At 60.0% G+C, this 25,941-nt stretch carries 22 protein-coding genes; 11 read left to right on the top strand and 11 right to left on the bottom strand.

The window, feature by feature from the left end; genetic code table 11:
• Window positions 1-180 precede the first annotated feature (180 nt).
• Complete coding sequence (gene ygjG, locus GT756_RS12480) at window positions 181-1,560, top strand: putrescine aminotransferase (RefSeq protein WP_160124827.1); 1,380 nt, start codon at window positions 181-183, stop codon at window positions 1,558-1,560.
• A 70-nt stretch (window positions 1,561-1,630) separates the two neighbouring features.
• Here ygjG and lsrG read toward each other — a convergent pair whose 3' ends face one another.
• Genes lsrG through lsrA form a run of 6 tightly spaced genes read right to left on the bottom strand, consistent with a single transcriptional unit; the run spans window position 1,631 to window position 7,356 of the window.
• A complete protein-coding gene (gene lsrG, locus GT756_RS12475; RefSeq protein WP_004181386.1) occupies window positions 1,631-1,927 on the bottom strand; it encodes a (4S)-4-hydroxy-5-phosphonooxypentane-2,3-dione isomerase in 297 nt (98 codons plus the stop codon).
• Window positions 1,924-2,811, bottom strand: a complete 888-nt coding sequence (gene lsrF, locus GT756_RS12470; RefSeq protein WP_004206100.1) for a 3-hydroxy-5-phosphonooxypentane-2,4-dione thiolase — start codon at window positions 2,809-2,811, stop codon at window positions 1,924-1,926. The genes lsrG and lsrF overlap by 4 nt, the downstream gene beginning before the upstream one ends.
• A gap of 11 nt (window positions 2,812-2,822) precedes the next feature.
• A complete protein-coding gene (gene lsrB, locus GT756_RS12465; protein WP_004206101.1) occupies window positions 2,823-3,836 on the bottom strand; it encodes an autoinducer 2 ABC transporter substrate-binding protein LsrB in 1,014 nt (337 codons plus the stop codon).
• Window positions 3,833-4,837 (bottom strand): autoinducer 2 ABC transporter permease LsrD, encoded by a 1,005-nt coding sequence (gene lsrD / locus GT756_RS12460; protein ID WP_117263783.1) that lies wholly within the window; start codon window positions 4,835-4,837, stop codon window positions 3,833-3,835. Before lsrD ends, lsrB begins: the two co-directional genes overlap by 4 nt.
• Window positions 4,838-5,872 (bottom strand): autoinducer 2 ABC transporter permease LsrC, encoded by a 1,035-nt coding sequence (gene lsrC / locus GT756_RS12455; protein WP_004206103.1) that lies wholly within the window; start codon window positions 5,870-5,872, stop codon window positions 4,838-4,840.
• Window positions 5,869-7,356 carry an autoinducer 2 ABC transporter ATP-binding protein LsrA gene (gene lsrA / locus GT756_RS12450; RefSeq protein WP_160124826.1) on the bottom strand — a complete coding sequence of 496 codons (1,488 nt, stop codon included), beginning with the start codon at window positions 7,354-7,356 and terminating at the stop codon, window positions 5,869-5,871. Before lsrA ends, lsrC begins: the two co-directional genes overlap by 4 nt.
• A gap of 218 nt (window positions 7,357-7,574) precedes the next feature.
• Here lsrA and lsrR point away from each other — a divergent pair, with 218 nt between their 5' ends.
• From lsrR to GT756_RS12435, 3 genes are all read left to right on the top strand, one after another.
• Entirely contained in the window at window positions 7,575-8,546 is a 972-nt protein-coding gene (lsrR, locus tag GT756_RS12445; RefSeq protein WP_087770953.1) for a transcriptional regulator LsrR, read from the top strand.
• 37 nt (window positions 8,547-8,583) lie between these two features.
• Window positions 8,584-10,182 (top strand): autoinducer-2 kinase, encoded by a 1,599-nt coding sequence (lsrK, locus tag GT756_RS12440; protein WP_017900671.1) that lies wholly within the window; start codon window positions 8,584-8,586, stop codon window positions 10,180-10,182.
• Window positions 10,183-10,546: 364 nt separating this feature from the next.
• Window positions 10,547-12,568, top strand: coding sequence for an NADPH-dependent 2,4-dienoyl-CoA reductase (locus GT756_RS12435; protein WP_160124825.1), 2,022 nt, complete (start codon window positions 10,547-10,549; stop codon window positions 12,566-12,568).
• Between the two features lie 107 nt (window positions 12,569-12,675).
• Here GT756_RS12435 and rlmG read toward each other — a convergent pair whose 3' ends face one another.
• Both rlmG and GT756_RS12425 read right to left on the bottom strand, forming a co-directional pair.
• Entirely contained in the window at window positions 12,676-13,806 is a 1,131-nt protein-coding gene (gene rlmG / locus GT756_RS12430; RefSeq protein ID WP_065802869.1) for a 23S rRNA (guanine(1835)-N(2))-methyltransferase RlmG, read from the bottom strand.
• A gap of 85 nt (window positions 13,807-13,891) precedes the next feature.
• Entirely contained in the window at window positions 13,892-14,599 is a 708-nt protein-coding gene (locus tag GT756_RS12425) for a B3/4 domain-containing protein (RefSeq protein ID WP_087770955.1), read from the bottom strand.
• 43 nt (window positions 14,600-14,642) lie between these two features.
• On the opposite strand from GT756_RS12425, the gene GT756_RS12420 reads away from it, so the two are divergent.
• The 5 genes from GT756_RS12420 to sstT all read left to right on the top strand — a co-directional run bounded on the left by GT756_RS12420 (window position 14,643) and on the right by sstT (window position 19,587).
• Window positions 14,643-15,245, top strand: coding sequence for an XRE family transcriptional regulator (locus GT756_RS12420; RefSeq protein ID WP_049093395.1), 603 nt, complete (start codon window positions 14,643-14,645; stop codon window positions 15,243-15,245).
• A 19-nt stretch (window positions 15,246-15,264) separates the two neighbouring features.
• Window positions 15,265-15,765 carry a M48 family metallopeptidase gene (locus GT756_RS12415; RefSeq protein WP_023319188.1) on the top strand — a complete coding sequence of 167 codons (501 nt, stop codon included), beginning with the start codon at window positions 15,265-15,267 and terminating at the stop codon, window positions 15,763-15,765.
• A 73-nt stretch (window positions 15,766-15,838) separates the two neighbouring features.
• A complete protein-coding gene (locus GT756_RS12410; protein ID WP_049093396.1) occupies window positions 15,839-16,828 on the top strand; it encodes a Gfo/Idh/MocA family protein in 990 nt (329 codons plus the stop codon).
• A gap of 272 nt (window positions 16,829-17,100) precedes the next feature.
• On the top strand, window positions 17,101-18,072 hold the full coding sequence (locus GT756_RS12405; RefSeq protein WP_004188496.1) for a TerC family protein: 972 nt from the start codon (window positions 17,101-17,103) through the stop codon (window positions 18,070-18,072).
• Between the two features lie 267 nt (window positions 18,073-18,339).
• Window positions 18,340-19,587, top strand: coding sequence for a serine/threonine transporter SstT (gene sstT / locus GT756_RS12400; protein ID WP_004206115.1), 1,248 nt, complete (start codon window positions 18,340-18,342; stop codon window positions 19,585-19,587).
• A gap of 15 nt (window positions 19,588-19,602) precedes the next feature.
• Here the strand turns inward: sstT and GT756_RS12395 are convergent, their stop codons facing one another.
• The 3 genes from GT756_RS12395 to uxaC all read right to left on the bottom strand — a co-directional run bounded on the left by GT756_RS12395 (window position 19,603) and on the right by uxaC (window position 23,205).
• Window positions 19,603-20,157, bottom strand: coding sequence for a YgjV family protein (locus GT756_RS12395; protein WP_004206116.1), 555 nt, complete (start codon window positions 20,155-20,157; stop codon window positions 19,603-19,605).
• A 129-nt stretch (window positions 20,158-20,286) separates the two neighbouring features.
• Entirely contained in the window at window positions 20,287-21,774 is a 1,488-nt protein-coding gene (locus GT756_RS12390; protein ID WP_017900666.1) for a UxaA family hydrolase, read from the bottom strand.
• 18 nt (window positions 21,775-21,792) lie between these two features.
• Window positions 21,793-23,205, bottom strand: a complete 1,413-nt coding sequence (gene uxaC / locus GT756_RS12385) for a glucuronate isomerase (RefSeq protein WP_004206118.1) — start codon at window positions 23,203-23,205, stop codon at window positions 21,793-21,795.
• A 480-nt stretch (window positions 23,206-23,685) separates the two neighbouring features.
• Here uxaC and GT756_RS12380 point away from each other — a divergent pair, with 480 nt between their 5' ends.
• Together GT756_RS12380 and exuR are read left to right on the top strand one after the other, a co-directional pair.
• Window positions 23,686-24,987 (top strand): MFS transporter, encoded by a 1,302-nt coding sequence (locus tag GT756_RS12380; RefSeq protein ID WP_004206119.1) that lies wholly within the window; start codon window positions 23,686-23,688, stop codon window positions 24,985-24,987.
• Window positions 24,988-25,117: 130 nt separating this feature from the next.
• Window positions 25,118-25,894, top strand: coding sequence for a transcriptional regulator ExuR (gene exuR, locus GT756_RS12375; RefSeq protein ID WP_004206120.1), 777 nt, complete (start codon window positions 25,118-25,120; stop codon window positions 25,892-25,894).
• Window positions 25,895-25,941: the final 47 nt, after the last annotated feature.

The raw sequence follows: 25,941 nt of genomic DNA, 5'->3' as shown, positions 1-25,941 counted from the left end.
GCAGAAAATCTCGCCAGCTCAGGAATAAAACGTGCCAATAATGGCGCCATGAGATTAAATTTTACACATTTCGTCTTTTACTTTGCATTTATCCCGATTTTCACCGCTTCTGCCGAACTGGCGTAATCCCTGCAATACTTAATCCAGTATCGTGTGATACGTCCGCCCCAGGAGCACATTTTGAACAGGTTACCTTCCAGCGCATCGGCTCTGGCCTGCAGCGCACACGCACTGAATCTCATTGAAAAGCGCACGCTTGACCATGAGGAAATGAAAGCACTTAACCAGGAGGTTAGAGAATACTTTAAAGAGCATGTGAATCCGGGGTTTTTAGAGTATCGAAAATCGGTCACAGCCGGCGGGGATTACGGAGCCGTAGAGTGGCAAGCGGGAGGGTTAAATACGCTTGTCGACACCCAGGGACAGGAGTTTATCGACTGCCTTGGCGGGTTTGGCATCTTCAATGTAGGGCACCGTAATCCAGTTGTGGTATCCGCCGTCGAGAATCAACTCGCGAAACAACCGCTTCACAGTCAGGAACTGCTGGACCCGCTACGCGCGATGCTGGCGAAAACCCTGGCGGCCTTAACGCCCGGCAAACTGAAGTACAGCTTCTTCTGCAACAGCGGTACCGAATCGGTAGAGGCGGCCATCAAGCTGGCGAAAGCCTATCAGTCGCCGCGAGGTAAATTCACCTTCATCGCCACCAGCGGCGCCTTCCACGGCAAATCGCTGGGGGCGCTGTCGGCCACCGCCAAGTCGACTTTCCGCAAACCGTTTATGCCGCTGCTGCCGGGCTTCCGCCATGTGCCGTTCGGCGATATCAACGCCATGCGCACCATGCTGAGCGAGTGCAATAAAACCGGTGACGACGTCGCAGCGGTGATCCTTGAGCCGATTCAGGGCGAAGGGGGGGTGATCCTGCCGCCGACGGGGTATTTGCCGGCGGTGCGCAAACTGTGCGACGAGTTTGGCGCCCTGCTGATCCTCGACGAAGTGCAGACCGGTATGGGCCGCACCGGCAAGATGTTCGCCTGCGAGCATGAGAACGTTCAGCCCGACATCCTGTGTCTGGCGAAAGCGCTCGGCGGCGGCGTGATGCCGATCGGCGCGACGGTGGCGACGGAGGAGGTCTTCTCGGTGCTGTTCGACAACCCGTTCCTGCACACCACCACCTTCGGCGGCAACCCGCTGGCCTGTGCGGCGGCGCTGGCGACCATCAACGTGCTGTTGACGCAAAACCTGCCGGCGCAGGCGGCGCAGAAAGGCGATATGCTGCTGGACGGTTTCCGCCTGCTGGCGCAGGAGTATCCGGACCTGGTGAATGAAGTGCGCGGGAAAGGCATGCTGATGGCCATCGAGTTTGTCGATAACGAGATTGGCTACGACTTTGCCAGCGAGATGTTCAGACAGCGGGTGCTGGTCGCCGGGACGTTAAACAACGCCAAGACGATCCGCGTTGAACCGCCGCTGACGCTCACCCTTGAGCAGTGCGAGCAGGTGCTGAAGGCGGCGCGTAAGGCGCTGGCGGCCCTGCGCGTCTCGGTTGCAGAGGCGTAATACACTGCCCCTCCCCCCGACCCTCTCTCCATGGGAGAGGGCCGGGGTTACCTTCTCCTCTGGTTTTCTCTCACACCTGCGGCAGCAGGCCGATAAAGCTGCGCTTCTGCCGCGGCTGCGACATCATCTCCTCCAGCTTTTCGACGCAGGCTAAATAGTGCGGGGTTTTCTTGTGCGCCAGCACCGCCTCATCGTCTTTATAGGCTTCGTAGATAAAAAAGCGGGTCTTCACTTCCGGATCCTGCAGGACATCAAAGCGCAGGTTGCCCGGCTCCCGCAGCGCGCCTTCGTGGTTGGCGCGAAATACCTCGAGAAACTCGTCGACCCGCTCCGGTTTGATATTGATCTCCACCAGCGTCACGTTCATTTCCGCTCTCCCTGTTTCTCTTCCTGCCAGAACTGGTACGCTTCGCGCGCGTTCAGATTCTCATGCACCACCTTTTTCACCGCCTTCAGCATCGCCCGTGGGGCGCTGGACTGGAAGATATTGCGTCCCATATCCACCCCGGACGCCCCCTGGTCGATCGCCCGCCAGCACATCTCCAGCGCCTCATGCTCCGGCAGCTTTTTGCCCCCGGCGATGACGATCGGTACCGGGCAGCTGGCGGTCACTTTCTCAAAACCGTCCTCAACAAAATAAGTCTTCACAAACTGCGCCCCCATTTCGGCGGCAATCCGGCTGGCCAGCGAGAAGTAGCGCGCGTCGCGGGCCATCTCTTTGCCGACGCCAGTGACCGCCAGGACCGGCATACCGTAGCGGTTGCCGGCGTCCACCAGTTTGATGATGTTATTGATCGACTGATGTTCGTATTCGCTGCCGATATAGACCTGCGCCGCCACCGCGCAAACGTTGAGACGAAGCGCGTCTTCCATCGCCACCGCCACGCATTCGTTGGAGAGTTCGCTTAAAATCGAGTTACCGCCGGAGGCGCGCAGCACCACCGGTTTATTGGTCGCCGCCGGTACCTGGCTGCGCAAAACGCCGCGGGTGCACATCAGCACGTCGGTCTCCTCGAACAGCGGCGCAATCGACAGGTCGATACGCTCCAGCCCGGTGGTTGGCCCCTGGAAGTAACCGTGGTCGAAGGCCAGCATGACCGTGCGGTTGCTGTGCGGATTAAAAATGCGCGCCAGCCGCGACTGCATGCCCCAGTCCAGCGAGCCGCAGCCTTTCAGGGTGTACAGCGTGTTCTGCTGCGGGCGGTCGAGGCCGAAGTCCTTACCCTCTTTGATATCGTCTAAATCAGCCATCTTTTCCTCCGTCAGAAGTCGTAGTTGTTGATGTTCTCTTTGCTGAACACCACGCGCTCCGGCAGCAGCACGATACCGTTGCCCTTCGCCTCATACTGGTAGCCCTGCACGCTATTCGGTTCGACCTTCAGCGAGCCGATATCTTTCACCTCAACGCTATCCCCGACGTTAAGATCGCCCTTTTTCAGTAATCGATCGGCGACGTTAACCGCAATTTTGCCCTGCTGAACCACATCCCACAGGCCAAAGGCTTTCACCGTGCCGCGCTCCACGTAGGGGCGCATCACATTGGGGGTACTAAAGCCGACGATCGCCACGCCCTGACGCTTGAGGTTCTCCGCCGCCTGCGCCGCCGCCGGCAGGGCATTGGCATCCGGCGCGATAATGGCGTCGAGATCCGGATACGCTTTTAAGATCCCCTCGGCAGTTTGCAGCGATTTGGTGGCATCGTTATAGCCAAACTGGGTGGTGACGATTTGCCACTGCGGATGTTCTTTTTCGATTTTGGCTTTGGCTTCCTTCACCCACTGGTTCTGGTCGGTCACCGTCGGGCTGGAGTAGAAAAACGCCACTTTGGCAGCGGGCTTCGTCACCTGCTTTTCCGCCATCTCCACCAGCAGGCCGCCGAGCTGCTGCGGCGTGCCCTGATTGATATAGATGCTGCGGCACTCCGGCTTGGTATCGGAATCCCAGGTCAGGACTTTCACCCCGCGCTGCATCGCCCGCTTCAGCGCCGGACACAGGCCGTCCGGTGAGACGGCTGAGACGATAATCGCGTTGTAGCCCTGGTTGACGAAGTTGTTGATAAGCTGCACCTGGCCGGAGACGCTGGGCTCGGTTGGGCCGTCATAGGTGACATCCACGCCCAGCGCTTTCCCCGCCTCTTTCGCGCCGTTGCCGCCGCTGGTAAAGAAGCCGACGCCGACCAGCTTAGGAATAAAGGCGATACGGTCCGCCGCTTGCGCGGTTGCCACGCTCATCGCCAGCGCCAGCGCGCTGACCTGCAGGATACGTTTTGTTTTCATTGTTGTGCTCCGATTGTTTTACGCGAGAAAAGACGCCGCCAGGTCGTGCGCACCCATTCACGGTGCAGGCTCAGCGAACGCCCCATCACCACCACAACCAACAGCGCCCCTGACAGCGCGCTCGACACCTGGTTGGGGATGCCGACCATCTGTAAACCCTGTTGCAGATACCCCACCAGCAATGCCGCCAGCGCGGTACCCAGTATCGATCCCGAGCCGCCGTAAATATTGGCCCCACCGAGCACCGCCGCGGTCAGCGCCGGCATCAGCAGGTCACGGCCTAAATCCGAACGCGCCGAGCCGAAATAGGAGACCATCACCAGCGCCGCGACCGCCGAGGCAATACCGACCAGGCCATACAGCACATACGGGATGCCGTTCACCGACAGCGCCGCATAGCGCGCGGCGCGCGGGTTTTGCCCGAGTAAAAAGAGGTGGCGGCCAAAGCGCCCGCGATGGGCCAGCAGCCAGAAGAGAAAGGTGATACCCGCGAACAGCACCAGCGGCAGCGGCAGCCCGCCCAGAGTTAAATTGGCGAAGGCGGTGAAGCTGTCGGGAAAGCCGCCGATCCCCTCATAACCGGTGGCGCCGGCCATGCCGGAAAGCAGCAGCGCGCCGCCGCCGTACAGATACAGCGTCCCGAGGGTGATCACCAGCGGGCTGATGCCGGTGTAGTGGATCAGCGCGGCGTTGATTAGCCCGCACAGCAGCCCCAGCAGCAACGTCAGCGACACCGCCAGCCACAGCGGCCAGCCCGCCTGGGTCATCACCCCGAGGGCGATGGCGCACAGTCCGATGGTCGAGCCCAGCGAAATATCGATCCCGCCGCTGATAATCACCAGCGTCAGCGGCAGCGCGACGATGCCGATGCAGATAAAGTCGCTGGTGCTAAAGAGCAGCATATTGAGATCCAGCATGCGCGGATTCAGCGCGCCGAACAGCAGGATTTCCACGACTAATAACGCCAGCAGCGCGCTTTCCCAGTTAAGCTTCAGCTTCATTTAAGCCACCTCTTTGCTTTTGCGTTCGGGAAAGCGGGCAACCTGTTTGCCCCCTTTGTTGCCGGGCTGGAAACGACTGTACTTCAGCGCCCGCTGATGGCGGGCCAGCGCCTGGCGCAGGCGGCCATCAAGCACCAGCACCCCGAGCAGCACCAGGCCGGCGATAAAGTCATTCCACCAGGCGGGAAGGCGGAACAGCACCAGCACGGTGTCGATTTGGGTGAGGAAAAAGGCGCCGAGAAACGCGCCGAGCAGCGTACCGGTGCCGCCGAGCAGCGATATTCCGCCCAGCACGCAGGCGGCGATGGCTTTCATCTCCAGGCCGCTGCCGGTCTGATTGGGGACAAAGCCAATCTGCGCGGCGAAGACGATCCCGGCGCAGGCCGCCAGCATACCGTTGAGGGTAAAAGCCAGCATCCGCGTGCGATTGACCGCCACGCCCAGCTGGCGGGCAGCGGCGAGGTTATCGCCAACGGCATAGAAATCACGTCCAGAGGCGGTGCGCGACAGCAGCCAGCCGCCCGCCAGCAGCAGCGCCAGCACCAGCCAGCCCAGCGGCGAGACGCCGATAAACGCGGGCTCCGAAAGCGATTTCAGGCTGTCGGGCAAGCCTTCGATCCATTTCCCTCCGGTCCACAGCAGCATCACCCCGCGATACAACCCCAGCGTGCCGAGCGTCGCGACGATCGCCGGAATGCGCAGCCCCACCACCAGCAGGCCGTTAAAAGCCCCGGCCAGCGCGCCTATCGCCAGCGCGAAGGCGATCGCCGTCGCCAGCCCGTAGCCGTTGTTCAGCGCTACCCCAACGGCGATGGCGCTCAGGCCAACGGTGGAGCCCACCGACACGTCGATATTGCGGGTCAGCATCACCAGCGTCGCCCCCAGCGCCAGCAGGCACAGGATTTGTGAGCTGGCGAAAATCATCGCCAGCGTCTGCAGGCTGAAATAGGCCGGATTGAGCGCCACCAGCACGGCAAACAGCGCCACGATGGCAAAAAAGGCGCTCAGTTCGCGATTCTTGAATAACGTTTTCATGCCTGCCCTCCGAAGGCCAGGGTCATCATACGATCGACGGTCACCGCCTGCTGCGCCAGCTCGCCGCTGTGGCGGCCCTGATGCATCACCAGCACCCGGTCGGCCAGGCCGACGAACTCCTCCACATCGGAAGAGATCATCAGCACCGCCACATTTTGCGCGGCGACGCTTTTCAGCAGCTGATAGATATCGGCGCGGGCGGAGACATCCACGCCGCGCGTCGGCTCATCGACAATCAGCAGCAACGGATTAGCTTCCAGACAGCGCGCCAGCAGCACCTTCTGCTGGTTGCCGCCGGAGAGAGTGCGTACCGGCTGGTCGCCATCGGCCAGCTTGATCCCCAGCGCCCGGTGATAGCGCTCGACCACCGCCGCCTCCCGTTTCCCCTGCTGCCACCACGACGGCTGATTGAACATCACCGTGTTCCAGCGCACCGGCGCATCGAGAAACAGCCCGGAGACCTGGCGGTCTTCCGGCAGATAGACCAGCCCGCTGGCCAACCTGGCGCGGGTGCTCTCCTGACTAATCTCGCGGTTCTCCAGCCAGATCCTCCCGGCGCGCGGCGGACGCAGGCCGTATAAGGTTTCGGCAAATTCGGTGCGCCCGGATCCCACCAGCCCGGCAAGGCCGACGATCTCCCCGGCGCGGATCTCCAGACTGAGATCGATAAAACCTTCGCCAGTGAGATCCTCCACCCGCAGCACGGGAAAATCCTGCGCCTGGGTACGGCGGTTGCCCGGTAGCGCCAGCCACAGCTTTTGCGTGTCGCTCAGCGCATGGTCGCGGCTGGCCGGCGTCATGGCGCTGATAAGCTGTTGGTCGCCGTAGCCCGCCGTTTCGCCACTGAGCACCACTGCCCCGTCGCGCATCACCGACACATGGCTGGCCAGCTGGCGGATTTCCGGCAGTTTGTGCGAGATAAAGACGATCCCAACGTCCAGCGCCTGTAACGCGCGGATCTGGCTAAACAGTCTCTCGGTTTCACCCGGCGTTAAAGAGGCGGTGGGTTCATCCAGGATCAGGATCCGCGCCTCGCGCATCAGGCCGCGCAGGATCTCGACCATCTGTTGATCGGCCACTTCCAACGTGCTGGCGCTGGCATCGAGGTTGATCTGGCAGTTCAGCTGCTGCAGTTTTTCCTGCAGCCGCGCGGTGGTATCCGCCCGCTTCGGCAGACGAAAGAGAATGTTCTCGCGCACGCTGAGGTTGGGAAACAGCATTGGCTCCTGCGGCACCAGATAGATGCCCAGCTGGTGGGCCAACGCCGGGTTAAGGCGCGCAAACGCGCGTTCGCCGATCGTCAGTTCACCGCTATCCGGGGTTTCGACGCCGGCGATGATCTTCATCAGCGTCGATTTACCCGCGCCGTTGCCCCCCATCAGCGCATGCACCTGGCCCGCGCATAGCGTAAAGTCGATGCCCTTCAGCATGGCAACGCCGGAGAACTGTTTGCGGATCTGGCGAGCTTCAAGCAGTGGCTTCATCGTCGCGCCTCGTTTGAACAAATGATTTTTAAATTTAATAATGTTCAAAAGCGTAGACGGTGAACTATATTTACAACCGTGCGAAGATCACAGTTTGGCGCTTTAGATCGTCCGGAAAAAAGCGGCCAGAGATGAAAGATCCGTTTTGCCAGTCGGCTCACACTTTCCGGCCGCGCAATAGCGAACATATGATCTAAATTTTTATAAGAGTTCAATTTATGAGCGAAAAACGCATTACGGAAGACCATCGCTATGCCGGGCTGGCGTTAGCCGAGGAAGAGCTGGTGGCGCGGGTGGCGTGGTGTTACTACCACGACGGCCTGACGCAAAACGACATCGGCGAGCGTTTGGGGCTGCCGCGGCTGAAGATTTCCCGCCTGCTGGAGAAAGGCCGCCAGTCCGGGGTGATTCGCGTGCAGATCAACTCGCGCTATGAGGGCTGTCTGGCGCTGGAAAGTGAACTCCAGCAGCGCTTTGGCCTCAAGATTGCCCGTGTGCTGCCGGCGCTCAACACCCCGCCGATGAATACCCGGCTGGGGATCGGTGCCGCGCAGTCGCTGATGGGCATTCTGCAACCGGGACAGCTGCTGGCGGTCGGCTTCGGCGAAGCCACCATGAGCTGCCTGCAGCATCTCAGCGGCTTTATCGGCTCACAGCAGGTGCGACTGGTCACTCTCTCCGGCGGCGTCGGCCCCTATATGACCGGCATCGGCCAACTGGATGCCGCCTGCAGCGTCAGTATTATTCCGGCGCCGCTGCGGGTCTCGTCGGCGGAGGTCGCTGAGATCCTGCGCCGCGAATCCAGCGTGCGCGATGTGATGCTGGCGGCGACGGCGGCGGACGCGGCGGTGGTTGGCATTGGCGCTATCGATCAGCGGCGCGACGCGACCATTCTGCGCTCCGGCTATATCAGCGAGGGCGAACAGCTGATGTACGCCCGCAAAGGGGCGGTCGGCGACATTTTAGGTTATTTCCTGCAGGCCGACGGCCGGCCGGTAGAAGGACTGGAGATCCATCGGGAACTGCTCGGCGTGACCCTTGATGAGCTGGCGCAGCTGCCGACCATCGTCGGCGTCGCCGGGGGAGAACAAAAAGCGCAGGCGATTCATGCCGCTCTGATTGGCAAGCGCATTAATGGCCTGGTAACGGAAGAGACAACAGCACGCGCGGTGCTTACCCTGGCCTCCTGACGGCCCGGCGCCGCGCGACAACAGCGAGGCGCATGTCATGAGTTACCTGTTAGCGTTAGATGCCGGGACCGGCAGCATACGGGCGGTCATTTTCGATCTTAATGGCCGCCAGCTGGCGGTGGGCCAGGCCGAATGGAAACACCTGAGCGTCGATAACGTCCCCGGCTCGATGGAGTTCGACCTTACCACCAACTGGCAGCTGGCCTGCCAGTGCATTCGCCAGGCGCTCGACGCCGCCCGGCTCTCTGCCGCCGATATTCAGTCCGTCGCCTGCTGTTCGATGCGCGAAGGGATCGTCCTCTATGACCGCAACGGCGAGGCCATCTGGGCCTGCGCCAACGTTGATGCCCGCGCCAGCCGCGAAGTGGCGGAGCTTAAGGAGATCCACGACTATCGTTTTGAATCCGAGGTGTACGAGGTCTCCGGGCAAACGCTGGCGCTCAGCGCCATGCCACGCCTGCTGTGGCTGGCGCACCATCGTCCCGATATCTACCGCAAGGCGGCGACTATCACCATGATCAGCGACTGGCTGGCGGCGAAGCTTTCCGGCGAGCTGGCGGTCGACCCGTCAAACGCAGGCACCACCGGCATGCTCGATCTGTTCAGCCGCGACTGGCGTCCGGCGCTGCTGGATATGGCCGGGCTGCGCGCCGATATGCTCTCGCCGGTGAAAGAGACCGGCACGCTGCTGGGCGCCGTCACCGAAGCAGCAGCCCAGCAGAGCGGCCTGCGCGTCGGGACGCCGGTGGTGATGGGCGGCGGCGACGTGCAGCTCGGCTGCCTCGGGCTCGGGGTGGTACGCGCCGGGCAAAGCGCGGTACTCGGCGGCACTTTCTGGCAGCAGGTGGTCAATCTGCCGCAGGTGCGCACCGACCCGCAGATGAATATCCGCGTCAATCCTCACGTGATCCCCGGCATGGCGCAGGCGGAATCGATCAGTTTCTTTACCGGACTGACCATGCGCTGGTTCCGCGACGCCTTCTGCGCTGAAGAAAAGCTGATTGCCGAGCGTCTCGGCGTCGATGCCTATTCGCTGCTGGAGGAGATGGCCAGCCGCGTACCCGCCGGTTCCCACGGCGTGATGCCTATTTTTTCCGACGCCATGCACTTTAAGCAGTGGTACCACGCTGCGCCATCGTTTATTAACCTCTCCATCGATCCGGAGAAGTGCAATAAAGCCACCCTGTTCCGGGCCCTGGAGGAGAACGCGGCGATTGTCTCCGCCTGCAACCTGGCGCAGATTTCGCAGTTTTCCGGGGTGACTTTCGACAGCCTGGTGTTTGCCGGCGGCGGCTCTAAAGGCGCGCTGTGGAGCCAGATCCTCAGCGACGTCACCGGCCTGCCGGTGCGGGTACCGGTGGTCCGCGAAGCCACTGCCCTCGGCTGCGCCATTGCCGCCGGCGCTGGCGCCGGGCTGTACGGCGATATGGCCAGCGCTGGAGAAAAGTTAGTGAGCTGGCACCGCGAATTCAGCCCTAATCCGCAACATCGCGAGCTTTATCAGGAGATGATGAGTAAATGGCAGTCGGTGTATGCCGATCAGCTTGGTCTTGTCGATAGCGGGCTGACAACATCGATGTGGCAGGCGCCGGGTCTGGAACGCCGCCAGCGCGTTGCGTCTTCCCCCTCACCCTAACCCGGTGGGAGAGGGAACCGTCCGGCGCTGGCCTGAATATCGGTGCCCGTCTTCGCCCTCACCCTAACCCTCTCCCGGAGGGAGAGGGAACCGTCTGGCGCTGGCCTGGATATCGGTGCCCGTCTTCGCCCTCACCCTAACCCTCTCCCGGCGGGAGAAGGAACCGTCTGGCGCTGACCTGAATACCAGTGCTGGTCCGCCTTTCTCCTTCTCCCTTTGGGAGAGGGCCGGGGTGAGGGGCAACGCTTCGCCGTTCTTTGAATCCCATCACAATCACCGCACTCCCCTTTTCCCTTTTTCTCCACGACGGCTAAATTAGTAACTCATCCGACCACATAACAATAATTTTACATTGGAAGCCATTATGAGCCGCTATCCGTCGCTTTTCGCCCCGCTTGAGCTGGGCTTCACCACCCTTAAAAACCGCGTGTTGATGGGCTCCATGCATACCGGTCTGGAAGAACTGCCCGACGGCGCGCAGCGGTTAGCGGCCTTTTACGCCGAGCGCGCGCGTCACGGCGTGGCGCTGATCGTCACCGGCGGCATCGCTCCCGCCCCGTCCGGGGTGACCATGGCCGGCGGCGCGGTGCTCAACGATGCCAGCCATCTGGCGCATCATCGCCAGATCACCGACGCGGTACATCAGGAAGGCGGTAAAATCGCCCTGCAGATCCTGCACACCGGGCGCTACAGCTACCAGCCCGCGCTGGTCGCCCCTTCGCCTCTGCAGGCGCCGATAAACCGGTTCACCCCTCATGAGCTGAGCCACGACGAGATCCTCACGCTGATCGATGATTTTGCCCACTGCGCCCAGCTGGCGCGGGAAGCGGGCTATGACGGCGTCGAGGTGATGGGCTCTGAGGGCTATCTGATTAACGAATTCCTCGCCGCGCGCACTAACCAGCGCAGCGATCAATGGGGCGGCGATTACGCGCGCCGTATGCGATTCGCCGTTGAAGTGGTCAAGGCCGTGCGCCAGCGCGCCGGTCACGATTTCATTATCATCTACCGCCTATCGATGCTCGATCTGGTCAACGACGGCAGCACGCTGGCGGAAGTCACTGAACTGGCCAAAGCGATTGAAGCGGCGGGAGCGACCATCATCAACACCGGGATCGGCTGGCACGAAGCGCGCATTCCAACCATCGCCACGCCGGTACCGCGCGGCGCCTTTAGCTGGGTCACCCGCAAGCTGAAAGGCGCGGTGTCGATCCCGCTGCTCACCACCAACCGCATCAACGATCCGCAGGTCGCGGAGGATATTCTCGCCCGCGGCGATGCCGATATGGTATCGATGGCCCGCCCGTTCCTCGCCGACGCCGAATTTATGTCAAAAGCGCAGAACGATCGTGCCGATCAGATCAACACCTGCATCGGCTGCAACCAGGCGTGTCTCGATCGGATCTTCGTCGGCAAAGTCACCTCCTGTCTGGTCAACCCGCGCGCCTGTCATGAAACCCTGATGCCGGTCCTGCCTGCCAACGCGCCTAAACGGCTGGCGGTGGTCGGCGCCGGGCCGGCCGGTCTGGCCTTTGCCGTTAACGCCGCCGCCCGTGGCCATCAGGTCACGTTGTTCGATGCGCTGCTGGAGATCGGCGGCCAGTTTAATATCGCCAAACAGATCCCTGGCAAAGAGGAGTTCCACGAGACGCTGCGTTACTACCGCACCATGCTCGATCTTAACGGCGTCGATCTGCGCCTGAACACCCGCGTTACGGCAGATGATCTGCTGGCTTTCGATGAGACGATCCTCGCCACCGGTATCGCCCCGCGCCTGCCGGCGATCGCCGGGATCGATCATCCCAAGGTGCTCAGCTACCTGGATGTCTTGCGCGACAAAGCGCCGGTTGGCGCGAAGGTGGCGATCATCGGCTGCGGCGGCATCGGCTTCGACACCGCGATGTACCTAAGCCAGTCGGGCGTGGCCACCAGCCAGGATATCGGCGAGTTCTGTCGCGAATGGGGTATCGATACCAGCCTGCAAACGGCGGGAGGGCTGCGTCCTGAAGGCCCGCAGCTGAGTCAAAGCCCGCGACAGATTGTGATGCTGCAGCGCAAAGCGAGCAAACCGGGCGAAGGGCTCGGCAAAACCACCGGCTGGATCCATCGCGCGACGCTGCTGGCGCGCGGCGTGAAAATGATCCCGGCGGTCAGCTATGAGAAGATCGATGATGAGGGGTTACATGTGACTATCGGCGGCGAACGCCAGCTGCTGGCGGTGGATCATGTGATTGTCTGCGCCGGTCAGGAGCCGCGCCGCGAGCTGGCGGAACCGCTGCGCGCGGCAGGGAAAACGGTGCATTTGATCGGCGGCTGCGACGTGGCGGCGGAGCTGGATGCGCGCCGGGCGATTGCCCAGGGCACGAAGCTGGCGCTGACGATTTAGCCGTGTCCCGGGGGCGGCGCGATGCGCCTTCCCCGGGCTACCACGATAATCCCGCACGCTAGCCCGGCGAAGGCGTCAGCCGGTAGCCGGGGAAACAGCAACACGAATCAGCGCTGCTTACGCACCTTGGTCGCTTTCAAAATGACGAACTTATTGTTCGTCGCAATCGTCGTGCAATTACCAAACGCGCGCTTCAGCTTACGGAAGTAATCGAGGTGGCGGTTGCCGACGACGTACAGCTCGCCGCCGTATTTCAGGCTGCGGCGGGCGTCGTTAAACATCTGCCAGGCAATATGGTCGGTAATGGCGTGCTGCTGATGGAACGGCGGATTGCACAGGATCGCCGTAAAGCGGTCCGGCTCAATGCCGGAGAGCGAGTTGTTGACCATAAATTCACAGCGGTCGATATCGTTCGGCAGGTTGTGCTCGACGTTCAACCGGCTGGAAGCCACCGCCATGTGCGACTCATCGGTGAACATGACCCGCGCGTTCGGGTTCTGCGCCAGCGCCTGCAGGCCAATCACCCCGTTGCCGCAGCCGAGATCGGCGATCTCGCCTTCTAAATTAGACGGTAAATGCTGCAGGAAGAAGCGCGCGCCGATATCCAGACCGCTGCGGGCAAAAACGTTGGCATGGTTGTGGATGGTCCACGGCGTGCCGTCCAGCTTCCAGCTGTAGGTTTGCGGCGCATCGGCCAGCTCAGGGGCGGTGAAAACGCAGTGGATCAGACGCGCTTTTTTCCATGCCAGCGAGGTGGTGGTGGTACCGAGAATTTTTTCAAACAGCGCCAGCGTCGAGTTATGCACATCGCGGGCTTTCGCCGCGGCGATAATACGGGTTTCCGGCGTCACCACTTGGCGCAGGGCGCGCAGCTGCTGTTCCAGCAGCGCCAGCTGCTTTGGCACCTTAATCAGCACCAGCGCCGGCGAGGCCGGCAGCGGGCTCAGGCTATCCTGAAAGCGCACGCTCTCTTCATCAATGCCGTTCATCCGCAGGTTGTGGCGGGTCGCCAGCTCGGAAATAAAGGAATCGTTGATGCTGACGGGGTTGCGCTCCGCCAGCGCGCAGGCGAGCGCGCCGAAGCCGTCGTTGAAGATGAGCGTCAGGCCGTCGACGTCATTCACCTGTTGCAGCAGATATTCATCCGCCGCTTCCCACGCCTGAAGCGCTTCTTCTTCAGCGTTAGGTGGGAACCGCTCTAATGTGAATAACTCACCGTTTAACTCTGCCTGGCTCATCGCCTCTCCGCCTCCGGAATAGTAAAACCCGCGAGTTTATACGCAAATCCTGTCCAGTTGAAGAGAGATCGCTGATCATCGCCGCTCAGCGTAGATCGCCCTCGCCATCGGCTTGCAGCAGCGTTATCGACGCACGGGCACCGGGCATCAGCTGCTGCAGATAGCCTACCAGCCGCTCTCCCGCCTCTTGCAGGGCCGACAACGGCATCGCCGGCAGGCTTTCGAGAATAAACCACATCGTATGCGCGCCGCTGTCCAGCCGGGTACGTACGCCCTGTCGCCAGTTCCAGCGTCGGCAGGTTACGCCTATATCATCCCGCCAGATGACTTCGCCCGGCTCCGGATATTCCACCACCGGCTCTGCCGATTTTAGCGTATCGAATGGCTCATCGCCGCGGGCAATGGCCAGCCGCGGTTCGCCACGGTAGGCGGCCAGATTTTCCCCACCGACCGGGACGGCATAGCCAATGCTGATCGCGTTGTAGATATCCACTACCGGATCGATGGCCGGCAGGCTCCCCTCTTTCAGCACCCGCTTGCGCAGCGCCTGCGCCGAACAGGGGGTACGTTTCGCCTTCGCGCCGAAGGCGCTGAAGGCTTCATCCCATGCCGCCAGGTGCGCTTGCGCCCAGGGCACATCATCCTGCTGCACCGCCTGGCAGGCCTCGGCCAGCGCCTGCTCCGCGATGGCGGGGTTGGCCACCGGCGCACTCTCCACCACAATACTTAATGCCCGAAAGCCCGGCGCCAGGCGGCTGACCGCAGATTCGATTGACGGCGTTACGCTACGCATTCGATAATCCTGTAATGACCAATTTGTTTCATCATAGTGACCAATGAACGTAAAAGTCAATATAACGACCGATTCAGGATCTGATGTCGACCAGGTAAGTCGCGCCGTCGCCACGCGGCTGAAGGCCTACCGTAAAGCGAAAAAAATGTCGCTGGACGAGCTATCGCGCCGGGCCAGCATCAGCAAAGGTATGCTGGTCGAGATGGAAAAAGAGGCCGCCAACCCCAGCATTGCGATCCTCTGCAAACTCGCCGCCGCGCTGGGCGTTTCGGTGGCGGATATCGTCAATGTGGCAAGCGAACCCGCGTTGCATATTATTCCCGCCGAGCAGATCCCCACCCTCTGGCAAGGCCCGCTGGGAGGCAGCGCCAGGCTTCTCGCCGGCACCGCCGGGCCGAATATGATTGAGCTGTGGCGCTGGGAGATGCAGCCCGGCGAAGCCTTTACCTCGCCCGGCCACCCGGCGACGACCTTCGAGCTGCTGCACGTGGAAGCCGGCGCGCTGACGCTGACGCTTGGCGAGACCTGCCGCACGGTGGCGGTCGGAGAATCCGCGGTGGCCCGCACCGAAATAGAGCACGGTTACCGCAATGAGGGTACTGCGCCGCTGGTCTTTACCATGACCGTGGCTGAACTGCCCTCCTGACAGACGTAATGATAAGACGATGACAAAACTCATTTATTTACAGGGCTATCCTGAATCGCTGCTGGCGCAGGTGACCACGTTAATCGAGCAAGACCGCCTCGGCGAGGTGCTGCAAAAGCGCTATCCGCAAGGGCACGACGTTAACAGCGATAAAGCGCTATATCAGTACACCCAGGACTTGAAAAACCGCTTTCTGCGCGGCGCGGCGCCGATCAACAAAGTGATGTATGACAGTAAGATCCACGTGCTGAACAATGCGCTCGGCCTGCATACCGCCATTTCGCGCGTTCAGGGCGGCAAGCTGAAAGCCAAAGCGGAGATCCGCGTGGCGACGGTATTTCGCGACGCGCCGGAGGCCTTTCTGCGCATGATCGTGGTTCATGAGCTGGCGCATCTGAAAGAGAAGGATCACAACAAGGCTTTCTATCAGCTGTGCTGCCATATGGAGCCGCAATACCACCAGCTGGAGTTCGACACCCGCCTGTGGCTGACGCACCTTTCGTTGAAGCGTTCTGCGTAGTCACGCACTGGTTTTGTCATGGGGGCATGATAGAGTGGCGACAGGTTCCCTTTAATGGAGTTCGTCACCGTTTATGATACGTTTCGCAGTTGTTGGCACAAACTGGATCACTAAGCAGTTTGTCGATGCCGCCCATGAAACCGGCAAATATAAACTTACCGCCATCTACTCCCGCAGCCTCGAACAGGCGCAAGCCTTCGCCAATGACTATCCGGTCGAGCATCTGTATACCTCGCTGGAGGCGCTGGCGCAAAGCGACGCCATTGATGCGGTGTATATCGCCAGCCCGAACTCCCTGCACTTCCCGCAGACGCGGCTGTTCCTGAGCCACAAGAAGCACGTCATTTGCGAAAAACCGCTGGCGTCGAATCTACAGGAGGTCGAGGCGGCCATCGCGGTGGCGAAAGCCAACCACGTGGTGCTGTTTGAAGCCTTCAAAACCGCCAGCCTGCCCAACTTTCTGCTGCTGAAGGAAACCCTCGGCAAAGTGGGTAAACTGCGTAAAGCCTTCATTAACTACTGCCAGTACTCTTCGCGCTACCAGCGCTACCTCGACGGGGAAAACCCCAACACCTTTAATCCGGCGTTCTCCAACGGTTCGATTATGGATATCGGCTTCTATTGCCTGGCGTCCGCTGTGGCGCTGTGGGGCGAACCGCGGGCCGTTCATGCCACCGCCAGCCTGCTGGACAGCGGCGTGGACGCCCAGGGCACCGTGGTGCTGAGCTACGGCGACTTCGACGTGACGCTGCATCATTCCAAGGTGAGCGACTCGGCGATCCCCAGCGAAATTCAGGGGGAAGAGGGGGTACTGGTGATCGAAAAAATCTCCGAGTGCCAGAAGCTGGCGTTTGTGCCGCGCGGCGGCAAAGCCCAGGACCTGACGCAGCCGCAGCATATCAATACTATGCTGTATGAGGCGGAGACCTTCGCGCGGCTGGTGGAAACAGAGGATGTCGACCATCCGGGCCTGGCTGTGAGCCGTATCACGGCGAAACTGTCGAGCGAAATTCGTCGCCAGACCGGGGTGATCTTCCCGGCCGATACGCAGCCGCTGGCGTAAAAGAGTGTAAAGGCCCGTCTGGCCGCCATTGACGAAAACCGCCTCGTGACATATTTTGTTACGAGCAAAGGGGAGTAACTTCCTTGCCGGCCGATCGTCATTACGATGCGTGTAATACCGCATCCGGTCGCCGGGCAATCACCAAAGCCCATCGCGATGAACTTTGGTTGTTGTAAGTGAGACCTTGCCGGAAGGCGAGGTCTATGCATAAAAGCGCAGCGGCTGCCGTCTTCCGACGTCAGCCGTTTTTGTTTTTATGTAAGGAATATCAAATGAATACTGTCGGCACGCCGTTGCTATGGGGTGGATTCGCTGTCGTCGTCGCGATCATGTTGGCGATCGACCTGCTGCTTCAGGGACGACGCGGTTCGCATAGCATGACCATGAAGCAGGCCGCTGGCTGGTCTATCCTCTGGGTCACACTTTCTCTGTTGTTCAACGCCGCGTTCTGGTGGTATCTGGTGCAAACCCAGGGCCGCGCCGTCGCCGATCCGCAGGCCCTGGCCTTCCTCACCGGTTATCTGATTGAAAAAGCGCTGGCGGTCGATAACGTCTTCGTCTGGCTGATGCTGTTCAGCTACTTCGCCGTGCCGCCTGCTCTGCAGCGCCGGGTGCTGGTGTATGGCGTCCTCGGGGCGATTGTTCTGCGCACCATTATGATCTTCGCCGGCAGCTGGCTTATCTCCCAGTTCGACTGGCTGTTGTACGTCTTCGGCGCCTTCCTGCTGTTTACCGGCGTGAAGATGGCGCTGGCGAAAGAGGATGATTCCGGCATCGGCGACAAACCGCTGGTGCGCTGGATCCGCAGCCATCTGCGAATGACCGATAAAATCGAGAGCGAGCGCTTCTTCACCCGTAAAAACGGGGTGCTGTTCGCCACGCCGCTGCTGCTGGTGTTGATTCTGGTCGAGCTGAGCGATGTGATATTCGCCGTCGACAGTATCCCGGCGATCTTCGCGGTCACCACCGACCCGTTTATCGTGCTGACCTCGAACCTGTTTGCCATTCTCGGCCTGCGCGCCATGTACTTCCTGCTGGCGGGGGTCGCTGAGCGCTTCTCGATGCTCAAATATGGCCTGTCGGTGATCCTGGTGTTTATTGGCGTGAAGATGCTGATCGTCGACTTCTACCATATCCCGGTCGCCATCTCGCTGGGGGTCGTGGGCGGCATCCTGACCGTCACGCTGTTGATTAACGCCTGGGTCAACAAGCAGCACGACAAGCAGCGCAAACTGCCTGAATAACCTGCCTGGCGCGCCGTCGGCTCCCGCTGGCGGCGCGGTAATCGGCTATAGCAGACCTTCTCATAACGAGAATGCCTGCTCATGTCACAATTATGTTACTGCGTAGTTAAAAAATAAGATCCAGATTAAAATCACAGTATTTTACGCTTCCCGCCAGGCTTTCTTTCCGTATACTCGGCTATGCAAACATCTATTTACATCCTGACATAAACGTAACAAATAATACGTGGCTGGGATGGCTTGCTACATCACTGGAAGGAATGAATTATGACAACACGCACTCCCCCATCAGGGTGGCTCTCCCGCCTGGCGCAAGGCAGCCTGGTGAAACAAATTTTAATCGGCCTGGTGCTTGGCGTGCTGCTGGCGCTGGTCTCTAAGCCAGCGGCTATCGCCGTCGGCCTGCTGGGGACCCTGTTCGTCGGCGCGTTAAAGGCGGTAGCGCCGGTGCTGGTATTGATGCTCGTCATGGCCTCGATCGCCAACCATCAGCACGGACAAAAAACCAGTATTCGCCCTATTCTGTTTCTCTATCTGCTGGGCACCTTTAGCGCGGCGCTGACTGCGGTGTTGTTCAGTTTTCTCTTTCCGTCGACTCTGCACTTAACCACCGCCGCCGACAGCATCACGCCGCCGTCGGGGATTGTTGAGGTGCTGCGTAGTCTGCTGATGAGCATGGTGTCCAACCCGGTCGACGCCCTGCTGAACGCCAACTATATCGGTATTCTGGTGTGGGCGGTGGGGCTTGGCTTCGCCCTGCGCCATGGTAACGACACCACGAAAAACCTGATCAACGATATCTCCCACGCGGTGACCTTTATCGTTAAAGTGGTGATCCGCTTTGCGCCGCTGGGGATCTTCGGCCTGGTCTCTTCCACCCTGGCGACCACCGGTTTTGAAACGCTGTGGGGCTACGCCCAGCTGCTGCTGGTACTGGTGGGCTGTATGCTGCTGGTGGCGCTGGTGATTAACCCGCTGCTGGTGTTCTGGAAGATTCGCCGTAACCCCTATCCGCTGGTGCTGACTTGCCTGCGCGAAAGCGGCGTCTACGCGTTTTTCACCCGCAGCTCCGCCGCCAATATTCCGGTGAATATGGCGCTATGCGAGAAGCTGAACCTGGATCGCGATACCTATTCGGTCTCCATTCCGCTGGGGGCGACCATCAATATGGCGGGCGCGGCAATCACGATTACCGTGCTGACGCTGGCGGCGGTCCATACGCTGAACATTCCGGTGGATCTGCCGACGGCGCTGTTGCTGAGCGTGGTCGCTTCGCTGTGCGCCTGCGGCGCCTCCGGCGTGGCGGGCGGTTCGCTGCTGCTGATCCCGCTGGCCTGTAATATGTTTGGTATTCCGAACGATGTGGCGATGCAGGTGGTTGCCGTCGGCTTTATCATCGGCGTGCTGCAGGATTCCTGCGAAACCGCGCTGAACTCCTCCACCGACGCCCTGTTTACCGCCGCCGCCTGCATGGCGGAAGACGACCAGCTGGCGAAAAACGCCCTGCGCAGTTAATGCCTTTCCCCTCCGCTACCGCGCGGAGGGGCTCTCTTCCTGCACCGCGTTTTCAACCCTGAACGGATCGATACCCCGCTTTTGCATCCGGCGGAAGCGAATGATATTCAGGCCGTTGACGATCAGGAAACTGCCTTCAATCAGCGTCCCGCCAATCGAACCCAGCCACAGGTTATGCGTCACCCAGCAGGCGGTGGAGCACCACATCACGCAGCGGACGGTCAGCCCTTTACAGCGAAACAGCGCCCAGGTGCTGGCGACAGTGCCAATAATCGGCAGCAGCTCCATAGCATGCTGCAGCTTGCCAAGGCCGAGGATCAACGTCAGCAGGATAAAGACTGTCATCACCCACAGGCTGCGGGTGCGCAGGGAAATGACCGTGCGGAGCGCATTAAGCCCGGCGCTCATCCCGGCAGGCGCGGCGCCCATCAGGAAAAAATGGACGCCGATAACGGCGCTATAGACCGCCAGCTGAAGCCTGAAGCGACGTTCGTCGCGGTTGATAAAGGTGGTAATGCCGATAAGAAAGGCGATGACGCCGACGCCCTGAGCCAGCCAATACGCGGTCATGAAAGCTCCCTGAGAGAAAAAACAAACGGCGCTTCACAGGCTGAAACGCCGCTGCTGCTTACCCGATGACGCTGCGCTATCAGGCCAATGCGCGATCAACGCCGCCCGGGCGCCAATATGAATGCGCCTTTACAGGGTAACACCGCTTTTAAAGATGGCCAGCTCGCGGAAGTCATTCTGCTCATTACAGGTCGGTTTGCCGTTGGCGAAAGCCACAATGGTATCCACGAACTCCTCCAGCAGCTGTGGCATCGCTTTGCCGTGGATCAGCTGTCCGGCATCGAAGTCGATCCAGTGCTTTTTCTTTGCCGCCAGCTCGCTGTTGGTGGCGATCTTCACCGTCGGCACAAAGCCGCCGTACGGTGTGCCGCGGCCGGTGCTGAACAGCACCATATGGCAGCCGGCGCCGGCCAGCGCGCTGGTGGCGACGGCATCATTGCCTGGCGCGCTCAGCAAGTTCAGACCATGAACCTTCAGACGTTCGCCGTAGCGCAGGACATCCACGACCTGGCTGGAGCCCGCTTTCTGGGTACAGCCCAGCGACTTATCCTCGAGGGTGGTGATCCCCCCGGCCTTGTTGCCCGGCGAGGGGTTTTCGTAAATAGGCTGGTCGTGCGCGATAAAGTACTGCTTAAAGTCATTGACCATAGTCACCAGCTTGTCGAAGGTCGCTTCGTCGCGGCAGTGGCTCATCAGCAGCTGTTCAGCGCCGAACATCTCCGGCACTTCGGTCAGCACGGTGGTGCCGCCGTTGGCGATCACGTAGTCTGAGAAGCGCCCCAGCATCGGGTTGGCGGTAATACCGGACAGGCCGTCAGACCCGCCGCACTCGAGGCCAAACTTCAGCTCGCTCAGCTTACCCGGCTGACGTTTATCCTGACGCATCACGTCATACAGCTGGTGGAGATGCGCCACTCCCGCCTCCACTTCATCGTCCTGATGCTGACAAACCATAAAGTGCACGCGCTGCGGATCATACTCGCCCAGCGTTTCGCGAAAGGCCTCCACCTGGTTGTTTTCACAGCCAAGGCCCACCACCAGCACCGCCCCGGCGTTCGGATGGCGAACCATATTCTGCAGCATGGTGCGGGTATTGAGGTGATCGTCCCCGAGCTGCGAGCAGCCATAGGTATGGCTGAAGAGATGCACTCCATCGATGTCCTCAGCGCCGTTTGCCTCTTTCAGAAAACGGTTCTGCATCTGGCGGGCCATGGCGTTGACGCAGCCGACGGTCGGCAGGATCCACAGCTCATTGCGCACGCCGACGTCGCCATTGGCGCGACGATAAATCTGCACTTCGCGATCCGCTGGCTGCGGCGGTTGGGCAACCTGCTCCGGTTGATAGCGATACGCGTCAAGGTCGCTGAGATTGGTGCGCGTATTGTGCGCATGGACATGCTCGCCCGGCGCGATATCCGCCAGCGCATGGCCAATCGGCAGCCCATACTTAACGACGTTTTCCCCTTTCGCGATAGCGCGCAGTGCAAACTTGTGTCCGCGAACGATATCCTGACCGAGGGTGACCGGGTCATTGTCGATCGTCACCACGCTACCGGCCGTCATATCCGCCAGCGCGACCGCGACGTTATCCTGCGAATGGATTTTGATGTATTGCATATCAACCGACCTCTGGTCTTAGTTCAGTTCAATGGCGAAATAGTCACGCGCATTGTTAAAGCAAATGTTTTTCACCATCTCGCCCAGCAGCGCGATATCCGCAGGCGCTTCGCCGGCCGTCACCCAACGGCCGATCATCTGGCACAGAATGCGGCGGAAGTATTCGTGGCGCGTGTAGGAGAGGAAGCTGCGGCTGTCGGTCAGCATCCCGACAAAGCGGCTCAGCAGGCCGAGCTGCGCCAGCTGGGTCATCTGCCGCTCCATGCCGTCTTTCTGATCGTTGAACCACCAGCCGGAGCCGAACTGCATCTTGCCCGGCATCCCTTCGCCCTGGAAGTTACCGATCATGGTGCCCAGCACTTCGTTATCGCGCGGGTTCAGGCAGTAGAGAATGGTTTTCGGCAGCAGGTTCTCTTCGTTCTGCTTGCTCAGCAGCTTAGACAGCTCTTCAGCCATCGGGCGATCGTTGATCGAGTCAAAGCCCACGTCCGGGCCTAACAGTTTGAACTGACGCAGGTTGTTATTGCGCAGCGCGCCGATGTGGTACTGCTGCACCCAGCCGCGACGAGCATACTCTGCGCCGAGGAACACCAGCACCGCGGTTTTGAACTGCGCCACTTCGCGTTCGCTAAGGGTTTCACCAGCCAGGCGACGCGCCAGAATGGCGTCCAGCTCGGCGTCGGTCGCTTCCGCAAACAGCACTACGTCCAGGGCGTGGTCGGAGACTTTGCAACCGTGAGCGGCAAAGTGGTCCAGACGTTTGGTCAGCGCGCTTTGCAGGTCCGCAAAACGGCGAATATCGGTGTCGGACACTTCACCCAGCTTAGCCATATAGTCATTGAAGGTCGCCTGCTCGATGTTGAACGCTTTATCCGGGCGCCAGCTCGGCAACACCTTGATATCAAATGAAGTGTCTTTGGCGACAACCGCATGGTGTTCCAGGGAATCAATCGGATCGTCGGTGGTGCCGACCATCTTCACGTTCATCTGCTTCATGATCCCGCGGGCGGAGAAGGCGTCCTGCGCCAGTAACGCATTGCACTGTTCCCAGATCTCATCGGCGGTGGAAGGTGACAGCAGCTTACCTGTAATACCAAATGGGCGACGCAGCTCTAAATGGGTCCAGTGGTATAACGGGTTGCCAATTGTGTGAGGCACGGTGGCTGCCCAGGCGTCAAATTTCTCGCGATCGGAGGCATCCCCGGTACACAGACGCTCCGGCACGCCGTTAGTGCGCATCGCGCGCCATTTGTAGTGATCGCCTTTCAGCCAGATGTCATACAGATTTTTGAAACGATAATTTTCGGCAACCTGCTGCGGCGGAAGGTGACAATGGTAGTCGAAAATAGGCTGATCTTTCGCGTAATCGTGGTACAGGCGGCGGGCAAATTCGCTATCGAGTAGAAAATCTTCGGTCATAAACGGTGTCATTCGTGTGTCCTCTTCGCTCCGGAACAGGAGCCTTTCAGATGATTGACTACAATGCTGACAAAGTTATCACACCAATTTCCACAGACCGAACTGTTTTTCGTGAGTTAGATCAATAAACGCTGATAAAAAAAACCGCCTCTCCACGGCAAACGTCTCGCCAGGGCGCGCCGTATCTGGCTTTCCTCGCCAGTCATAAAGACCACACTAACTTTCCCACTTTTGTGACAGCACTCAACTTTTAAAGTTGTATGACAAGTTATCTTTCTGCCGTCGCAACATATAAACCGACGGAATGCTTTACCGGTGTTGATGGCATCGGCTTATACGGAATGGATACCGACTTTTTACATAACAACTGATGGTAAGGTTCGGGCCAGAGGGGACCGCCCTCCTGAACCCTCCGTTTCGCTTTCCCGACCGCGTATCGCCGTCAGGAGAGGCCGCACCTGGTGCGGAGAAATTACAGACGATGAGGTTTACATGCGTAAAATTAAAGGGTTACGTTGGTACATGATCGCACTGGTGACGCTGGGCACCGTGCTGGGCTACCTGACCCGTAACACCGTGGCGGCGGCCGCGCCGACGCTGATGGAAGAGTTACACATCTCGACCCAACAGTACTCCTATATCATTGCAGCCTATTCCGCTGCCTATACCGTCATGCAGCCTGTCGCAGGCTATGTCCTTGATATTCTGGGGACTAAAGTCGGCTATGCCTTCTTCGCTATCGCCTGGGCGATATTCTGTGGCTCGACCGCCCTCGCCGGCAGCTGGGGTGGCCTGGCGCTGGCCCGCGGCGCGGTGGGCGCGGCGGAAGCAGCGATGATCCCCGCCGGGCTGAAAGCCAGCTCCGAATGGTTCCCGGCGAAAGAGCGCTCTATCGCGGTGGGCTACTTCAACGTGGGTTCCTCTATCGGCGCCATGATCGCGCCGCCGCTGGTGGTGTGGGCGATTGTCATGCACAGCTGGCAGATGGCGTTCATTATCTCCGGGGTGCTGAGCTTCGCCTGGGCCATCGCCTGGCTGATCTTCTACAAACACCCGCGCGATCAGAAGAAATTATCTGACGAAGAACGCGACTACATCATTGGCGGCCAGGAGTCTCAACACCAGACCAATAACGCGAAGAAAATGTCGCCGTGGCAGATCCTGCGCAACCGTCAGTTCTGGGGTATCGCCCTGCCGCGTTTTCTCGCCGAGCCGGCCTGGGGTACCTTTAACGCCTGGATCCCGCTGTTCATGTTTAAGGTTTACGGCTTTAACCTGAAAGAGATCGCCATGTTCGCCTGGATGCCGATGCTGTTCGCCGACCTCGGCTGCATCGTCGGTGGATACCTGCCGCCGCTGTTCCAGCGCTGGTTCGGCGTCAATCTGATCGTGTCGCGTAAAATGGTGGTCACCATGGGCGCCCTGCTGATGATTGGCCCGGGGATGATCGGCCTGTTCACCAGCCCGTACGTGGCGATTGCCCTGCTGTGCATCGGCGGGTTCGCTCACCAGGCGCTGTCCGGGGCGTTGATTACCCTCTCTTCCGACGTCTTTGGCCGTAACGAAGTCGCTACCGCCAACGGTCTGACCGGGATGGCCGCCTGGCTGGCGAGCACCATGTTCGCCCTGGTCGTCGGCGCGCTGGCAGACACCATCGGCTTCAGCCCGCTGTTTGCCGTACTGGCGGTCTTTGACCTGCTGGGCGCGCTGGTCATCTGGACGGTGCTGAAAAACAAACCGGCTGACGATGACACGCCGCCGCTTAGCAGCCGCAAACCGGCCACCCAGAGTTAGAGACGCTTATGCTGAGGTGATCGCCTGCCAAGCCGCCTTCTCAGGCGGCTTTTTCATCCCTGCCAGTGGTGGAAATCGCGTAAAAGTGGTATAACAAATCGAATATTGTCGCCATCTTGCGGGAGCGAATATGGAAATCATTGAACCACGCCGTCTTTATCAGCAGCTTGCCGCTGAGCTGAAGACGCGCATCGAACAAGGTGTCTACCTTGTAGGGGATAAGCTGCCCGCCGAGCGCTTTATCGCCGATGAAAAAAACGTTAGCCGCACCGTGGTTCGTGAAGCCATTATCATGCTGGAAGTGGAAGGGTATGTCGAAGTCCGCAAAGGGTCGGGCATTCACGTTATCTCCAACCATCCGAAATACCAGCAAGTGGCCGATGAAAGCCTTGAGTTCGCCAACTATGGCCCCTTTGAGCTGCTGCAGGCGCGGCAGCTTATTGAAAGCAATATCGCCGAATTCGCGGCCACTCAGGTGACCAAGCAGGACATCATGAAGCTGATGGAGATTCAGGAGAAAGCGCGCAACGAGAAGTGTTTCCGCGACTCCGAGTGGGATCTGCAGTTTCACGTCCAGGTGGCGCTGGCCACGCAGAATAGCGCCCTGGCGGCGATCGTGGAAAAAATGTGGACCCAGCGCGTGCATAACCCGTACTGGAAAAAGCTGCATGAGCATATCGACCTGCGCACCGTCGATAACTGGTGCGACGACCACGATCAGATCCTGAAGGCGCTGCTGCGAAAAGATCCGAACGCCGCCAAACTGGCGATGTGGCAGCATCTGGAAAATACCAAGCAAATGCTGTTTAACGAAACCAGCGACGACTTTGAATTTAATGCCGATCGCTACTTATTTGCCGAAAACCCGGTGGTTCATCTCGATACGGCGGCCAACGGCGCGAAATAAGCCTTTATCCCCCCGGCGCGCGGCCCCTGCGCGCCTGTTCCCCAGGC

It is taken from the genome of Klebsiella sp. Q2 (assembly GCF_009900705.1).
In the GTDB taxonomy this organism is placed as follows: Bacteria; Pseudomonadota; Gammaproteobacteria; order Enterobacterales; family Enterobacteriaceae; genus Klebsiella; species Klebsiella quasipneumoniae.
This window is presented reverse-complemented; position numbering and strand designations above follow the sequence as displayed.

Bases quoted from the DNA above. Each gene is read 5' to 3' on its own strand.
- lsrB (WP_004206101.1), bottom strand. From the start codon at position 3,836: ATGAAAACAAAACGTATCCTGCAGGTCAGCGCGCTGGCGCTGGCGATG.
- GT756_RS12420 (WP_049093395.1), top strand. From the start codon at position 14,643: ATGAACGTAAAAGTCAATATAACGACCGATTCAGGATCTGATGTCGAC.
- sstT (WP_004206115.1), top strand. From the start codon at position 18,340: ATGACAACACGCACTCCCCCATCAGGGTGGCTCTCCCGCCTGGCGCAA.
- lsrA (WP_160124826.1), bottom strand. From the start codon at position 7,356: ATGAAGCCACTGCTTGAAGCTCGCCAGATCCGCAAACAGTTCTCCGGC.
- GT756_RS12410 (WP_049093396.1), top strand. From the start codon at position 15,839: ATGATACGTTTCGCAGTTGTTGGCACAAACTGGATCACTAAGCAGTTT.
- GT756_RS12405 (WP_004188496.1), top strand. From the start codon at position 17,101: ATGAATACTGTCGGCACGCCGTTGCTATGGGGTGGATTCGCTGTCGTC.
- GT756_RS12380 (WP_004206119.1), top strand. From the start codon at position 23,686: ATGCGTAAAATTAAAGGGTTACGTTGGTACATGATCGCACTGGTGACG.
- lsrF (WP_004206100.1), bottom strand. From the start codon at position 2,811: ATGGCTGATTTAGACGATATCAAAGAGGGTAAGGACTTCGGCCTCGAC.
- exuR (WP_004206120.1), top strand. From the start codon at position 25,118: ATGGAAATCATTGAACCACGCCGTCTTTATCAGCAGCTTGCCGCTGAG.
- lsrR (WP_087770953.1), top strand. From the start codon at position 7,575: ATGAGCGAAAAACGCATTACGGAAGACCATCGCTATGCCGGGCTGGCG.
- GT756_RS12390 (WP_017900666.1), bottom strand. From the start codon at position 21,774: ATGCAATACATCAAAATCCATTCGCAGGATAACGTCGCGGTCGCGCTG.
- lsrC (WP_004206103.1), bottom strand. From the start codon at position 5,872: ATGAAAACGTTATTCAAGAATCGCGAACTGAGCGCCTTTTTTGCCATC.
- GT756_RS12415 (WP_023319188.1), top strand. From the start codon at position 15,265: ATGACAAAACTCATTTATTTACAGGGCTATCCTGAATCGCTGCTGGCG.
- rlmG (WP_065802869.1), bottom strand. From the start codon at position 13,806: ATGAGCCAGGCAGAGTTAAACGGTGAGTTATTCACATTAGAGCGGTTC.
- uxaC (WP_004206118.1), bottom strand. From the start codon at position 23,205: ATGACACCGTTTATGACCGAAGATTTTCTACTCGATAGCGAATTTGCC.
- GT756_RS12395 (WP_004206116.1), bottom strand. From the start codon at position 20,157: ATGACCGCGTATTGGCTGGCTCAGGGCGTCGGCGTCATCGCCTTTCTT.
- lsrK (WP_017900671.1), top strand. From the start codon at position 8,584: ATGAGTTACCTGTTAGCGTTAGATGCCGGGACCGGCAGCATACGGGCG.
- GT756_RS12425 (WP_087770955.1), bottom strand. From the start codon at position 14,599: ATGCGTAGCGTAACGCCGTCAATCGAATCTGCGGTCAGCCGCCTGGCG.
- lsrG (WP_004181386.1), bottom strand. From the start codon at position 1,927: ATGAACGTGACGCTGGTGGAGATCAATATCAAACCGGAGCGGGTCGAC.
- lsrD (WP_117263783.1), bottom strand. From the start codon at position 4,837: ATGAAGCTGAAGCTTAACTGGGAAAGCGCGCTGCTGGCGTTATTAGTC.
- GT756_RS12435 (WP_160124825.1), top strand. From the start codon at position 10,547: ATGAGCCGCTATCCGTCGCTTTTCGCCCCGCTTGAGCTGGGCTTCACC.